The sequence below is a fragment of the Veillonella dispar genome (genome assembly GCF_900637515.1).
Lineage (GTDB): Bacteria > Bacillota > Negativicutes > Veillonellales > Veillonellaceae > Veillonella > Veillonella dispar.
Window position 1 is genome coordinate 470306 of sequence record NZ_LR134375.1, and the last position, 17029, is coordinate 487334.

Annotated in this window: 3 protein-coding genes; all 3 read left to right on the forward strand. The window is 38.8% G+C overall.

What is annotated here, in order from left to right; all coding sequences use genetic code 11:
- Nucleotides 1-85: 85 nt before the first annotated feature.
- The 3 genes from EL171_RS02145 (at nt 86) to EL171_RS02155 (ending at nt 16798) form a co-directional block, all read left to right on the forward strand.
- Nucleotides 86-6388 (forward strand): ESPR-type extended signal peptide-containing protein, encoded by a 6303-nt coding sequence (locus tag EL171_RS02145; RefSeq protein ID WP_005388012.1) that lies wholly within the window; start codon nt 86-88, stop codon nt 6386-6388.
- Between the two features lie 548 nt (nt 6389-6936).
- A complete protein-coding gene (locus EL171_RS02150) occupies nt 6937-15135 on the forward strand; it encodes a YadA-like family protein (RefSeq protein ID WP_005388014.1) in 8199 nt (2732 codons plus the stop codon).
- 253 nt (nt 15136-15388) lie between these two features.
- On the forward strand, nt 15389-16798 hold the full coding sequence (locus EL171_RS02155; protein WP_005388015.1) for an MATE family efflux transporter: 1410 nt from the start codon (nt 15389-15391) through the stop codon (nt 16796-16798).
- Nucleotides 16799-17029: the final 231 nt, after the last annotated feature.

Here is a 17029-nt window from a genome sequence, read left to right on the forward strand (position 1 = left end):
TACTAACTATATCGAAAAACTTGAAATTGAGATTATTTGTTATATAGAAGTTTGAGAGCTTTATAGTAGTTTAAAGGAGAAATGAATGAACAAGATTTTTAAAGTGGTTTGGAACAAATCCAAAAATTGCTACGTAGTAGTATCTGAATTCGCTAAAAACAATAGCGGTAAAAAGAAAATTGTTGTGGCTGGTATCTTTGCAGCATTAGCTATGACTAATGCTAATGTAGCATTGGCTGTAAACGAGGTGCCTACATCTACTGGTGGTGCATCTGTAGCTTTTGGTGATAGTGCTACTGTTACAGGTGCCAATGCAGTCGGTTTAGGTAACAGTGCTAGTGTTACAGGTGTAAATGCAGTTGCTTTAGGTACAAATGTAAAAGCTACTACTAGTGATGCTGTTGTAATTGGTACTGCTGCAAAAGCAGAGACTGCTGGTGGTGGGGTTGCTATTGGTCAAAATGCTTATTCAAAAGGTCTATATAGTAATACACCAAGTGTTGCTGTAGGTAAAAATTCCATAGCAAATGGTGGTACTGCGATTGCTATTGGTACTGGTGCGACGGTAAACGAAGCTGGTACTAATTTTTCACAAGGTATTGCCATTGGTGGTGGTGCATTACCGGGGCAAGGGGCTACCGTTATAGGTGACCAAAGTATTGCTATTGGTGGTAATACTAAAGCCATTGGTCACTCCTCAATTGTTATTGGCGGTGACGATGCTGATAGAATGACGAATACTAGAGCAGTTTATACCGATATTAATACAGGGAAAGCTAAAGTTGGGACCGTTTCTGCTGCTGTTAAAGATTTAACAGGATATGAAATTAAGTGGCGTGATTATAATAATGCTACAGCAGACCATATCGGTATCACAGTGGGTACTAAAGGGCAATCTGGTAATGCTGGTATTGCTATTGGTACTGGCGCTGACTCTAAAAACCGTATCGCTGGTGCTTTGACAGGTGTTAATACAAGTGGTGCTGATAATGACTCTGTAACAAATGCCATCGCTATTGGTACAGGCGCTAAAGCAAATCGTGATAACTCTGTCGCTTTAGGTGGCGGTTCTACTACAGATAAGGCAGGTACTAAACAATCTAGCTATACATTGTCAAATGGTATTACAGCAACATGGGCTGGTGGTGACAAAACGTTAGAAGGTGATGTTGTATCCTTCGGTGCTGAAGGCTATGAACGTCAGTTAAAAAACGTCGCTCCTGGTGAAGTAAGTGCTACTTCTACAGATGCCATCAACGGCTCTCAGTTAGCTGCTATCGTGGATCAAATTGCTTATAAATATGTATCTATTAAATCTACTGATACTCCAAATAAAGACAACACTGGTGCAAAAGCTAATAACGCTATTGCTATTGGTCCTAATGCATCTACAGATACGGCTGCAACAAGCTCTGTAGCTATTGGTGATGGTGCAAGTACAACAGGTCGATCTACAGTTGCATTGGGGTTATCAGCACAAGCTACATCGGCAAATGCTACAGCGTTAGGTGCTAACTCCATTGCGTCCGAGGATGATACTGTGGCAGTTGGTCATGGTGCTAAGGCAACAGATGGCAATGCCAGTGCTTTTGGGGCTGATGCGATAGCTTCCAATATTGAGTCTACCGCAATTGGTCATGGTACTGCTGCATCTGGTGCATCCTCTACTGCATTGGGATCCAGAGCAAAGGCCGCTGGAACTGCAGGTGTTGGTATCGGTATGTTAGCCAATGCAACTAAAGATTATAGTATTGCTATTGGCGGAGAAAGCTCTTCCACTGCAGATAACAGTATTGCTATTGGTAGAAAAAGCTCAGTATCAGAGAATGATGGTATTGCTATCGGTACTAGATCTAACGCAAGTGCAGCTAAATCGATTGCTATTGGTGATGGTGCTAGTGCTACAACTGCTGATGGTGTTGCAATAGGTTCTAAGTCTGTTGCTAGTACTGCAGCTGGTGTAGCAGGTTATAATGCTAATACTGGTCGTACTGATACATATGCTAACTTAACTGGTGCAACGTTAACATCTACATTGGGTGGCGTTGCTGTTGGTACAACAGGTCAAACTCGTCAAATTAACTATGTAGCTGCTGGTACGGCTGATACAGATGCAGTCAACGTAGCACAATTGAAGAGTGTAAACCTTGCTTTCACAGGTGACACTGGTTCTGGTGACGTAAACCTTGCTAACAGTAAATTAGCTGTAAATGGTGACGATACATATATTACAACTACAGCTAATGGTAAGAAAATTACTATTGCTGGTAAAAAACAAGATATTACTGTAACTAATGGTGTTGCTTCTGCAACTGCAGGCATGGCAGATGCTCAAAACGTAGCTGATGCAATTAATCAAGCAGTTGCTAATAGTTCTTCCAGTTGGAACTTATCTGCTAATGGTGAAGCGACAACAGCAACCGTTGAAAAAGGTAATAAAGTAGATTTCTCTGGCGATGATAATATTACAGTTGCTAGAAATGATAAAAATATCACTGTGTCCTTGAAGAAAGAGCTTACTGGCTTGAACAGTGCATCTTTCAACAATGCTGCAGGTAATCCAACTGTAAAAATTGATGGCGACAAAGGCATCAATGCAGGCGATATGAAAGTTACTAACGTAGCTGATGGTGTAGCAGATAAAGATGCTGTCAATGTATCTCAATTGAAGAAAACAGACGCTAAAGCAGAAGCTAACAAAACTGCAATTGCTCGTAAAATTTCCTTAGGTGGTAATAGTGGTTCTACTGCAGAGAAATCTTTGAGCGCAGGCGATGTAAAATTCAATGTTAAAGGTGCTAATGGTTTAACTACGGTTGCTTCTGGCGATGATGTAACTGTTAAACTTGATGATACTACTAAAGATAAAATCGATAACGCTGCTGACAAAGATTTGAGCAATTTGAATCCAGCAGGTGAGCAAAAGGTTAAAGATCTAGCTGCTTGGAAAGTGGTTGCTAACAGTGGTACTGCTGAAGATGTTAAAGGTGGCGACACTGTTAAGTTCATCGATGGTGATAACATCGAAATTACACAAGCTGGTAAAAACTTTACAATTGCCACAAAGAAAAACGTTACATTTGATAACATAACAGCTACGCAAGCAATTACAGCTCCAACTGTGAACGCTACAACAGGCGTAGTAACACCTCAAGTAACAGGCTTAACTAATAGAGACTGGACTCCAGGTCAAACAACACCTGTACCTGGTCGTGCGGCTACAGAAGATCAATTGAAACAAGTTGATAATCAAGTAGCTACTAATAAACAAAATATTGCTGATAATAAAACAGCAATCGATAAAAATACAACAGCAATCGCTCGTAAAATCTCCTTAGGTGGTAACACTGGTACTACGACTGAAAAATCTTTAAGCACAGCTGATGTGAAATTCAATATTAAGGGTGAAAACGGCCTTACTACTGAAGCTAAGGATGATAATGTAACAGTTAAACTTGATACAGCTACTAAAGATAAAATTGATAACGCTGCTGATAAAGACTTGAGTAATTTGAATCCAACAGGTGAGCAAAAAGTTAAAGATTTAGCTGCTTGGAAAGTAGTTGCTAATAATGGTACTGCTGAAGATGTTAAAGGTGGCGACACTGTTAAATACATTAATGGTGATAATATTCTCATTACTCAATCTGGTAAAGATTTCACATTCGCTACTAAGCCAGATGTAACATTCAATACGGTAACGGCTAACGACACTATTACAGCTCCAAAAGTTAAAGCTACAACTGGTGTGGAAACGCCTCAAGTAACTGGTTTAACTAATAAAACTTGGGATCCAAATAACATTACATCTGGTCGTGCAGCAACTGAAGATCAATTGAAAGCTGTTGACGATCAAGTTAAAGAAAACAAAGATAATATCACTCAAAATACTGGTGATATTGCAACAAATAAAACAAATATTGCTAAAAATGCCGGCGATATTGCTGATAACAAGCAAAAAATCGCAGATAATACAACAGCTATCAATAAAAATGCCGACGATATTGCTACAAATAAAGCTAATATTGATCAAAATACAACAGCTATTGCTCGTAAAATCTCCTTAGGCAGTGATGATGGTGATACAGATGAAAAATCTTTGAGCACAGGTGATGTGAAGTTCAATATTAAAGGTGAAAATGGCATTACTACTGCAGCTAATGGCGTAGATGTAACTGTTAAATTGGACGATGCTACAAAAGATAAAATCGATAATGCAGCAAATAAAGACTTGAGCAACTTGACTCCAGCTGGTGAACAACAAGTTAAAGATTTAGCAGCTTGGAATGTAGTAGCTAACAACGGTACTGCTGAAAAGGTTCAAGGTGGCGATACAGTTAAATTTATCGATGGTGATAATGTTTCCATTACACAAAATGGTAAAGAGTTCACTGTTGCCACAAAGAAAGATGTAACATTTGATAACGTTACAGCAAACCAAAAAATTACAGCTCCAGAAGTAAGTGGTTTAACAAATAAAACTTGGGTACCAGGCCAAACAACACCTGTATCTGGTCGTGCAGCCACTGAAGATCAATTGAAAGCAGTTGATGATCAAGTAGCAGCAAATAAAGCTAACATCACTAAGAATGCTGACGATATTAAAACTAACAAAGATAATATTGCGGCAAATAAAGAACAAATTGATAAAAATACAACAGCTATCGCTCGTAAGATTTCCTTAGGCAGTGATAATGGCGATACAGATAAAAAATCCTTGAGCACAGGTGATGTGAAATTCAATATCAAAGGTCAAAATGGTATCGTTACTGAAGCTAATGGTGAAGACGTAACTGTTAAATTGGACGATGATACTGCAAACAAAATCAACAATGCAGCAAATACTGATTTGAGCAACTTAACAGATGCTGGTAAACAACAAGTTAAAGATTTATCTGCATGGAATGTAGTGGCTAACAATGGTACAGCTGAAAAAGTTGAAGGTGGTAACACAGTTAAATTCATCGATGGTGATAACATCTCCATTACTCAAAATGGTAAAGACTTCACAATTGCTACTAAGAAAGATGTTACTTTCGATACTGTAACTGCAAATGATACAATTACAGCTCCAAAAGTAAAAGCAACTGATGGTGTAGAAACACCAGAAGTGACTGGTTTAACAAATAAAACTTGGGTTCCAGGTCAAACACAACCTGTATCTGGTCGTGCAGCAACTGAAGATCAATTGAAAGCCGTTGATGACCAAGTAGAAGCAAACAAAGCTAACATCACTAAAAATGCTGGTGATATTGCAGCAAACAAAGCTCAAATCGATAAAAACACAGAAGCTATCGGTCGTAAGATTTCCTTAGGTGGTAACACGGGTTCTACTGATGAAAAATCCTTGAGCACTGGTGATGTGAAATTCAACATCAAAGGCGAAAACGGTTTAACAACGGTAGCTAATGGTGAAGATGTAACTGTTAAAATCGATGATGCAACAAAAGCAAAAATCGATAATGCAGCAAATCAAGACTTGAGCAACTTAACACCTGCTGGTAAACAACAAGTTAAAGATCTATCTGCATGGAATGTAACTGCAGCTGGCGGTACTGTTGAAAAAGTACAAGGCGGCGATACTGTTAAATTCCAAGCCGGTGATAATCTTGAGGTTAAACAAGACGGTACTACTTTCACATATAGCCTAGCTAAAGACGTGAAAGGTCTTAACAGTGTAACTGTAGGTGATGAAAATGGTCCATCCACTAAGATTACTCCTGCTGGTACAACTGTAAAAGATGCAGCTGGTAACTCTACAACAGTTAACGGTGCAGGTATGACTATCACTCCTGCAAATGCAGCAGCTAGCCCTGTATCTCTTACTGTAAACGGCTTAAATAATGGTGGTAACCAAATTCATGGTGTAGCACCTGGTACAGCCGATACAGATGCAGTAAACGTTAGCCAATTGAAAGCAGCTAAAGCTGGTTTACAACAAGCTATTAACGATGTAGGCGTTGAAACACAACGTGTTGGTGCTCATGCGGCAGCTATGGCAGCGTTGAAACCAATCCAATACGATCCATTGGAACCAACACAAATCATGGCTGGTATTGGTAACTACCGTGGTGAAACAGCGGGTGCAATCGGTCTTGCCCATTACAAAACTGAAGATACAATGTTTAATATTGGTGTTACACTTGGTTCTAGCCATAACATGATTAATGCTGGTGTAACTCATAAATTTGGTGGTAGCCGTGATAGAAAAGATGCGATTCCAGAACGTTATAAAGCTGGTCCTATTAGCTCTATCTACGTAATGCAAGATGAAGTAAGTCACTTACGTAACCAAAATGAAGAGTACAAATCCAAGCTTGAACAACAACAATCTGAAATTGATGCGTTGAAAGCAGCAGTTAACCAATTGTTGGCAAATAAAGCATAATCATATTGTACATATAGTTAGAACTATGTATATCCCGTGAATGGATATGTAAAACTAGAAAGAGCCTTCCTCGAAAGAGGAGGCTCTTTTTAGTATGAAAACAAAAATAGTTTATTAAAGCTATATCTGTAAAATAAAATAGTCTGAAAATTCTAATTTAATAATTAATAAAACTGTCGATAAAACTGTATATAATGAATAATTTATGAATATTTTTAGACGATGATTAATTTTGTAATGAAATCTAATATTCTTTTTGTTCTCAATTAGAAGCATAAAAATTCATATAATATGCAATTTATTAAGGTGAATTATAAATGAATTATGATGATACTGCGTGTTTAAGCATACTCTATGCATAATTGAGATAATAGTAAATATCCAAAAATTACACTTTTAAATTGAGAAAATTAGATAAATTATGGTAGAATTAAAGATAGGTTTTTATAAATGTAAAGCTATGTAGCTTTCATTATTTCCAGACTGAGAGAAGTATGGAACATATAATTCATATAGTTGAGGGTTAGTAATTTAGAAGAGGAAAACATATGAATAAAATATTTAAAGTAATTTGGTCTAAGTCCAAACAGTGCTACGTTGTAGTATCTGAAATGGCAAAAAATAAAACAGGGAAAAAGAAAATTGTAGTAGCAAGTATCTTAGCTGCCTTGGCAATGCAAGTTGGTGTAGTTGATGTATCTGCAGCAGATAGATCAACTGGGACACTAGAAGGTGGTACTGTAGGCGTAACAGGCTTAACTAATGGCCTTGCCATCGGTAATGAAGCTCAATCTGGTAGCAATCAATCTATCGCTATTGGGTATAAAAGTAAAGCAACAGCACCAGAAGTAACTCCTGCTGCTTTACCTGCAACCGCAGTTGGTGCTGGTGCTAAGGCAAACGGTTATTCTACAGTTGCATTGGGGCTATCAGCTAAAGCAGAAGCTGATAGTGCTACAGCGTTAGGCTCTAAGACTAGTGCTACTGGTGATAGGTCTGTAGCTGTTGGTATTAGTGCTGAAGCTAAAGGTAGATATGCGAGTACTTTAGGTGCTGAGGCTAGCGCTGTTGGTAATGCCACAGCAGTAGGTGCTAAATCCGTTGCGTCCGAGGATGCTGCTGTGGCAGTTGGTTATGGTACTAAGGCAACAGGGAACTATGCTAGTGCTTTAGGTGCTGATGCCACTGCATCTAATAATGATGCCACTGCATTTGGCCATGGTACTGTTGCATCTGGTGGATCCTCTACTGCATTGGGATCTAGGGCAAAGGCTGGTGGAACTGCAGGTGTTGGTATCGGTATGTTAGCCAATGCGACTAATCAGTATGGTGTCGCTATTGGGGGCGAGAGCTCTTCAAGTGCAGATAACAGTATTGCCATCGGTAGAAAAAGTTCTGTCACAGGCGAGAGTGGTATAGCTATCGGTGCTTTTACCACTTCAAAAGGTGCAAATGGTGTTGCTGTTGGTACTAATGGAACTAAGTCTGATTTAGGCGGTGTCGCAGTTGGTCAAGCTGCTCAGTCGATTGCCTTTAACAGTGTTGCTGCTGGTATGAATGTAACTGCTAAAGGTGCTAACTCTGTGGCGTTAGGTGCTAGTGCTACAGCCAATGATGATGGAACTATTGCCATTGGTTCATATGGATCTACGCCAACGAAAGCTACAGGCAATAGAGCTCTTGCAATCGGCTCTGCTACGACAGCTAATGGTTTAGAATCAATTGCCATAGGTAGTCGCGTTAATTCCACATCTCAACATTCTATTGCTATTGGTACTAGAGCTAATGCAAGTGCAGTTAAATCTGTTGCTATTGGTCCTGATTCTAGCGTTACCGTTGATGGTGGTGTTGCCTTAGGGCGTGATTCCGTTGCTGATGTAGCAGGCGGTACTGCTAATAAGGGTTATAATCCTAATACAAACCGTACAGATGTTTATTCTGGTTTGAATGGCAATGTACTTACTAGTACAACAGGTGCCGTTTCTATTGGTAATGGTAGTACTGTAACACGTCAACTTACAGGCCTCGCAGCGGGTATAAGAGATACAGATGCAGTTAACGTAGCCCAATTAAAGAGTGTTAACCTTGCGTTCTCTGGTAATGTAAATACTGGCAATGTGAATATTGCAAATAGTACATTAGGTCTTAAGGGCGATAATACATATATTACAACATCTGCCAACGGTCAGAACCTTACAATTTCTGGTAAAACACAAAATATTGATGTCACAAATGGTCAAGCTTCTGCAAATGCTACAGGCATGGCTGACTCTAAGAATGTAGCAGATGCAATCAATAAAGCTATTTCTGCTAATGCATATCATTGGAAATTAGCTGCTGACAATACTTCTACAGCTCCTGAAGTAATCAATAAATCAGATACTGTAATCTTTGGTGGGGACAACAATATTACAGTAACTCGTAGTGGCAAAAAAATTACTACTTCTTTGAATAAGGCGATTACTGTAGATACTGTGAAAGCTAATAGATCTGTTACCGTTTCTTCTGGTGGTAATCAAATTACTCTAGATGGTTCAAACGGTGCTGTTTCAGGTAGATCTTTCACAGGCCAATCTTTTACAGCTGGCAATAATGTGTTAAGTAATACAACATTACAAATTGGTTCACCTACGGGTCCTAAAAATGTAACCATTACTGGTGATGGCTTAACGGCGAAAAATGGTACAAGAACTGTTAAGTTTGGTACCGACTCTATTAGTGCAGGGGGACAGCAAATTACAAATGTTTCTAGCGGTGGTAATATAGGTACTAATGCAGCAAACATTACAGATGTAAAGAATGCTGTAGATGCTGTTACATTAAAACTAGATACAAATTCTAAAGCTGGTACTGTTAAGCTTAGTGAAAGTCCACTTAAAGTAATCGGTGCTAATGGTATTAGAACTGATTTAGTTGGTACAAATAATGGCACTCTTGTGGTTGGCCTAGATAGCAATACTGCAAATGCTACGACTAAAGGTATTGGCTTAACTGGTGATACTGGTACTACAGGCTTAAAATATTTAAAAGATGGCGATGCAACATTCAAAGTATATGGCGATAGTAATTTAGTTACTACAAAGGCCTCTACTACAGGTGTTCAAGTATCTGTTGATCCAGCTAAGGTTAAGGATTTAGCTGTAGCTGCTGTAACGGTAAGTAAAGCTACACCAGCGGATAATCCTATTACTGTAACACCAACAGCAGGTACTAATTCTAAAGATTATGCTATTGGTATCGATACTACGAAGTTAGCTAATCAAACACAATTAACATACAAAGCTAATGGTGCCAATGCAAATAAAGTATCCCTTGCAAATGGTTTAAACTTTACAGATGGTACTTTTACAAAAGCTACGGTAGGTACAAATGGTAATGTAACTATTTCTACTGCTACTGAAACTATTACAAATGATGCTGATGGTAAAGCTAAAGTAAATAGCCCTACAGATGGTTTAGCGACTGCTAAAAATGTAGCGGACTCTATCAATAAAGCTGTAGATGGTTTGTCTCAAAATCTTACTGTTTCTGATGGTGCTACAGATGGTACTGTAAATCTTAAGAATCAAAAACTTACTGTTTCCGGTACAAATGGTGTAACTACAACTGTAAATGGCCAAACTGTTACAGTAGGTCTTGATGCAACTACAAAAACTAAAGTAGATAATGCGTCCACAGCAGTAGCTCGTAACATCTCTCTTGGTGCAGATAGCGGCACAGCATCTAGCCAATCCTTAAAAGATGGTGATGTGGCATTCAATGTGAAAGGTGCGACAGGTGACTTAGTATCTACGAAGATGAATGGTAACACTGTTGAAATTTCAACTAAGCGTGCGGCAATTACTAGTGATGCTAATACAGGCGCAGCATCTGTAACAGGCGATGATGGCTTAGCAACATCTAAAAATGTAGCCGATGCTATCAATAAAGCAGCTGATGCAGCTAAAGCTGGTGCGGCATGGAATCTTACAACAAATTCCAGCACAACTGATAAAACATCTGTTCAAGGTGGGGACACAGTAGATCTTATCAATGGTGATAATATTTTAATCACTCAAGATGGCACAGATAAAAAGAAAATCACTGTAGCTACGAAGAAAGATCTTACAGTAGATTCCATTACAGCTGGCAATACAGTAATGAACACATCTGGTTTAACAAATGGTACGACTGCTATTACAGGTACTGGCATTACAACAGATAAAGTAACTGTAGGGGGTATCTCCATTGATAAAACTGATGGTATCAACGGTGGTAACAAAACAATTACTAATGTTGCTAGTGGTGGTACAACTGATTCCAATGCAGCAAATATTGGTGATGTAAAGCAAGCTGTTGCTAACTTGTCTCAAAACCTAAATATTACAGATGGTACAAATAACGGTACTATTGATCTTAAAAACCAAAAACTTAATGTAGCTGGTACAAATGGTGTAACTGCAACTGTAAATGGTCAAACTATTACAGTTGGTTTAGATGCAGATACTAAAACTAAAGTTGATAATTCTTCTAATGCAGTAGCTCGTAATATTTCCCTTGGTGCAGATAGTGGTACACCATCTAGTCAATCTTTAAAAGATGGCGATGTAGCGTTTAATGTAAAAGCTGCGACTGGTGATTTCATTTCTACAAAGATGAATGGCGATACTGTAGAAGTTTCTACAAAACGTTCTACTATTAACAGTGATGCTGCAGGTACTGCCTCTGTTACCGGTGATGATGGTTTAGCAACTGCTAAGAACGTGGCCGATGCTATTAACAAAGCGGCTAGCCAAGCTAAAGATGGTGCAGCATGGAAACTATCTGCTAATGGTGATACACCGACTACTGTAGCCGGTGGCGACACTGTAGACTTTACTGGTGATAACAATATTACAGTTACACAAACTGGTAAAAATATTGCTACTACGTTAAATAAAAATCTTACAGATCTGAGTTCCATATCTCTTACTAATCCAAGAGGAGAAACAATTTCCTTAGATGGTAGTACTGGTATCATCAAAGCCTATAGAGCTGAGTTTAAAGATAATGTAGGTGCTGGATCTTCTATTGATAGTGATCGATTGCGATTTACGAATGGTGCAACTGGTGCTAATGAGGCCCAAACGTATGTTGGTTTAGATACTGTATCAGTTCAAGCAGGTCCTAATAATAGTGCACTTACATCTCGTGATCTTACTTTCACTGATGAGAATAAAAATACTTCCTATCAAACTGCACAAGGTATTGTACTCCAATCTGCAGCAGGTAAAGAGGTTCAATTTACTCTTGATGAAATCAACGCTGGTGGCAACAAAATTAAAGAGGTTGCAGAAGGTACAGATGATACTGATGCGGTAAATGTAAAACAGTTGAAAGATACTGTAGCAAGCCAAACGTTAACATACCGTGCTAATACTGCAGCTGATACAGATGCTAAGTCCGTTAAATTATCTAAAGGCTTAGACTTTGTAGATGGCACAATGACAAAAGCTACTGTAGATAATGATGGTAAGGTAACATTTGATATTAATGATGATACTAAGACCAAGATCAATGATGCTGCAGCGGCTGTGAGCCGTAAAGTGTCCCTTGGTGCAGATAGTGGCACAACCTCTAGCCAATCTTTAAAAGATGGTGATGTAGCATTCAATGTAAAAGGTGCTACTGGTGATTTCATTTCTACGAAGATGAATGGTGATACTTTAGAGGTGTCTACAAAACGTGCTACTATCGATAGCAATGCCACTACAGGTGCAGCATCTGTAACAGGTGATGATGGCTTAGCAACAGCTAAAAATGTAGCAGATGCTATTAATAAGGCTGCTAAAGCAAGCACTGATGCTATTAACTTGAAATTTGCTGGCGATACTAATACATCTGCCGGTATAGTAAATCTTAAAGATGATACATTGGGCATCAAAGGTGACGGTAAATACGTAACTACAGATGCAGATGGTAAAAACTTAACTGTAAAAGTATCCGAAGCAGAGGTTAAGAAATCTGCGGTAAGTGCAGTTACAGTAAGTACTGATACAACTGATGCGGATAATCCGTTGACTGTTACAGGAACGCCAAGTGCAGATGGTACAACTAAGGATTACAAGGTAACTATTGATGGCGCTAAAGTTGCTACGAAGACTAAATTGTCTTATAAAGCAAATGATGGTACTGCAAAACAAGTATCCTTAGCAGATGGCTTGAACTTTAAAGATGGCACGTTAACAACTGCTACTATTGATGATGTAGGCGTTGTTAAATATGATGTAAAAACAGCGGCTATTACAGCTGGTACAGATGGCACTATTACAGGCCCTGCTACTGATGGTGTGGCAACAGCTAAGAATGTAGCAGATGCTATTAATGCCTCTAAAAAAGCATCTAAAACAGAAATTACTGCTAATGATGATGAAGCGGCTAACGCAACAACTGGCAATGTAAAATTAACATCTACAACTGCTGCAGATGGTCATACAGTATATAATGTAAAACTTAATGATACATTGACATTTGGTACTGGTGCTAATGCCATTGTTATTGATGGTACAGCTGGTAAGGCTACTATTGGTAGTGCAGCTATCGATGGTGTAAATAATACAATTACAACAGGTGGTAATAAGGCGGTAACTTTAGATGGTACTACTGGTACTATTACAGGTAAAGCTGCTAATATCGGTGGCGTTACAGTAGATGGTACAAATAACCATGTAACAGGACTCGCTAATACGACTTGGGATGGTAATGCTGTATCTGGCCGTGCTGCTACCGAGGATCAATTGAAAGTAGTAGCTGATGCCGCAGCTAACCAAACATGGCAAATTACAGCAGACAAAGATGCTGCTACATCTGGTAAACAAACTGGTACTAAATCAGATGCCAAAGTAGGTAAAGATGCAAAGGTTAAGATGATTGCTGGTGAAAATATCACCATCAACCAAAATGAGCGTGACTTCACATATTCTTTGAATAAAGACCTTGTGAACATGAACTCTGCAAGCTTCAACGGTACTGGTAATAATACAACTGTTATCAATGGTGATTCCATTACACAAACTGCTGGTACTCAAACAAATACATCTACTGCAGCTGGTAACACAGTAGCAGATGGCACTAAGTCTACCGCAACAACTGCAGATGGTACTAAGATTACAGATGGTACAAAAACAAATACTTCTACAGCAGATAGTACAGTTATCGATGATGGCAATGGTAATAACACAGCTCTTACTAAAGATGGTGTAACTATTACTGCAGCTGGTAAAAATCCTGTATCCTTAACTAAAGATGGCCTCAATAATGGTGGCAATAAGATTTCTAATATTGCAGATGGTACAGATGACACAGATGCTGTCAATGTACGTCAATTAGAGGCTAAGTCTAAGGCGTCTAAAACAGAATTGACTGCTAATGGTGGTGAAAGTGCTGGTAGTACTACAGGCAATATTGTATTGACTAAAACAACTGCCGCTGATGGACATATTATTTACGATAACAAGTTGAATGATAAGGTTACATTGGGTACAGATCCAACTAAGGCAGTTACTGTAGATGGTACAACTGGCACAATCAAGGCTGGTGATGGTGCTAATGCAGTTGCTATCGATGGCAAAAATGGTTCTGTAAAAGCTGGCGATAAGATTGCTCTTGATGGTAAGGATGGCAAGGCTACAATTGGTACTGTAGGTATCGATGGTAAAGATGGCATCATTACTACAGGTGGAAATAACCCTGTTGCTGTAAATGGCAAAGATGGTGTTGTTACAGGATTAACTAATAAAACTTGGGATCCAAATAACATTGAGTCTGGCCGTGCTGCTACGGAAAATCAAGTTAAATCTGCCGTTGAAAATGCTGGCTGGAATGCAACTATTGGTACAGAAGGCTCTGGGATTAACAGCACACCAACTGCAACAGCTGAAAAAGTAAAAACTGATGAAACAGTTACTTTCAAAGCGGGCAATAATATGATGGTTAGCCAAGCAGGTAAAACAATTAGTTATGCAGTAAATCCTGAACTCAAGGATATGAAGTCTGCTACATTTAAAGATGCAGCAGGTAACACAACTGTTACAGATGGTAATGGCATAACAATTACACCAGGCAGTGCAAATCCTAATAATCCAAATGCAGGCACTATTTCCTTGACTAAGGATGGCCTTAATAATGGTAATAACCAACTTAAAGGTATTGCACCTGGTACAGATGATACTGATGCTGTTAATGTTAGTCAGTTGAAAGCATCTAATGCTAGAATCGGCGATGCTATTGGTCAAGTAGCAGGTGAGGTACAACGCGTAGGTGCGCATGCAGCAGCAATGGCAGCGTTGAAACCAATCCAATATGACCCATTGGAACCAACTCAAGTGATGGCTGGTGTTGGTAACTATCGCGGTGAAACAGCAGCGGCCTTAGGTCTTGCACATTATACAAATGAAGATACAATGTTCAATGTTGGCGTATCTCTTGGTGCAAACCGCAATATGGTCAATGCAGGTGTAACTCACAAATTTGGCTCTAGCCCAGAAAAGAAAAATATTCCTGATCGTTACAAAGCAGGCCCTATTAGCTCTGTGTATGTAATGCAAGATGAAGTATCTAGTCTCAAAAAAGAAAATAGTGAACAAAAAACTGTTATCGCAGATCAAGCGGCTCGTCTCAATACGTTGGAAGCTGAAAATGAGCGTCAACGTCAAGAACTAGCTGAAACTAAACAAGGCTTAGAAGACTTGCGTGCAGCAGTTAGTCAATTGTTGGCATCCAAAGGTTGATAATTGATAATTAATTTCGTATGATAGACTGATATAATATTTTCTGAAAATTAAAAGAACCTCTTATATGTTGGAATACCTGGTAGGGTATATTCAGACGCTATAAGAGGTTCTTTTGCGATTTTGATATAGATTATTAAATATAATTATAATATATGAATGACTTTTCATATATTCTTGTGATATAATACAGAAGATATTGGGGCTAATAGATAGCTCAATCTTATACGATCTTGCATGAATAGGAGTTACTATGTTAGACCGCATACAACGATGGTTGTCCATTGATGCAATGTTGCCCGCTACAGAACGATTAGGTCCTGTAGGTACAACAAAGCAGATGTATGGCAATTATTTGAAAATAGCTTGGCCTGCTACATTACAAGGTTTGATGCTGCAGTTTATGACAGCTATTGATTTAGCCATGGTAGGGGCCCTCGGTGCCTCCGCACTTGCCTCAGTTGGTATTATGGGGCAGCCAGAGATGGTGATGCTCATATTCTGTCGTGCCTTGTCGATTGCGGTAACGGCTATTATAGCTCGCCGCCACGGTGAAAGTGAAGTTGATGGTATGAATGCCGTTCTTAAGCAATCCATACTCTTGAATTTCTTGATTTATGTACCTTTATTGGCAATATGTTTCTTTAATTTAGAGCATATCTTACGCTTTACAGGTGCCGAAGACGGCTATATAGAAACGGCTGTCTGGTATGGCCGTTTTGTTGTCATTAGTCTAATATTCCAATCTTTTAGTCAAATTGTAGGGGCCGCTCTTATTGGGTATGGTAATACCAAGGTTATTTTTAAGTCCAATGTAGTAGGTAATATTTTAAATACTATAATGAACTTCTTCTTGATTTATGGTATTGGTTTCTTTCCTGAACTCGGTGTCATGGGCGCTGGTGTTTCGACAATGATTAGTAGTGCTGTTATTGCTATATTATTACTGCGTACGATTTCACAACATACTACTACAGGATTAACGTTGCGACATCCTTCAAAGTGGAAGTTTGAACGAACCGTTTTGCACACTATGTTCCACGTAGGTGGTAGTTCATTAGGGGAACAGTTCTTTGAACGATTTGGTATGTATACGTACACAATGATCGTTGCGTCCTTAGGGGCGGTACCATTAGCAGCACACTATGTGTGTATGAATTTGATGGATATATTCTATTACTTTGCTATGGGACTTGGCTTTGCAGGGGCCTCTCATACGGGGCAAAACCTTGGACATAAGCGACCAGATATTGCGAATATGTATGGTAAAATTGGTGCTCGTATTGGTCTCGTAGTAGGTCTCGTAAGTGCACTCATATTTATTGGCCCTGGTGATTTATTGGTACAGTTATATACACGTGAAAGTGAAGTCGTTACGTTAGCTGGTGCCTTAATGGGGATTATGGCTATTGCTGCATTCCCTCAAGCATTGCAGCAAGTTTACTCTGGGGTGCTAAAAGGGGCAGGAGATACATATTATATTATGAAATATTCCCTTGTTAGTGTAGCTATTATTCGGCCTATCATTACATACCTATTGTGTATTACATTAGGTTTAGGGCTTTTAGGCGCATGGTTATCCTTGTGCTTTGACCAGTCCTTACGATTATGTTGCTCCTATTTCCGATTTGTTCGAGGTACATGGCAGCATAAAATTGTTTAATCTTACTGATTAGTATTCAAAATATTAATTTTGAATATCATTTATGCGATGGATTTTCATATAAAATCTAAAGTTTAAATTATTCGATATATAGCTTTAATATAGATAGAATCTACAATGTTTTATTTAAGATTACTAGCTATATTGAAAAAAATAGAATAATTTATGAAAAGTTTATGAAAAACTTCTTGCCTATTCAATTTGTTTGATGTACAATACGAAATGTGGAAA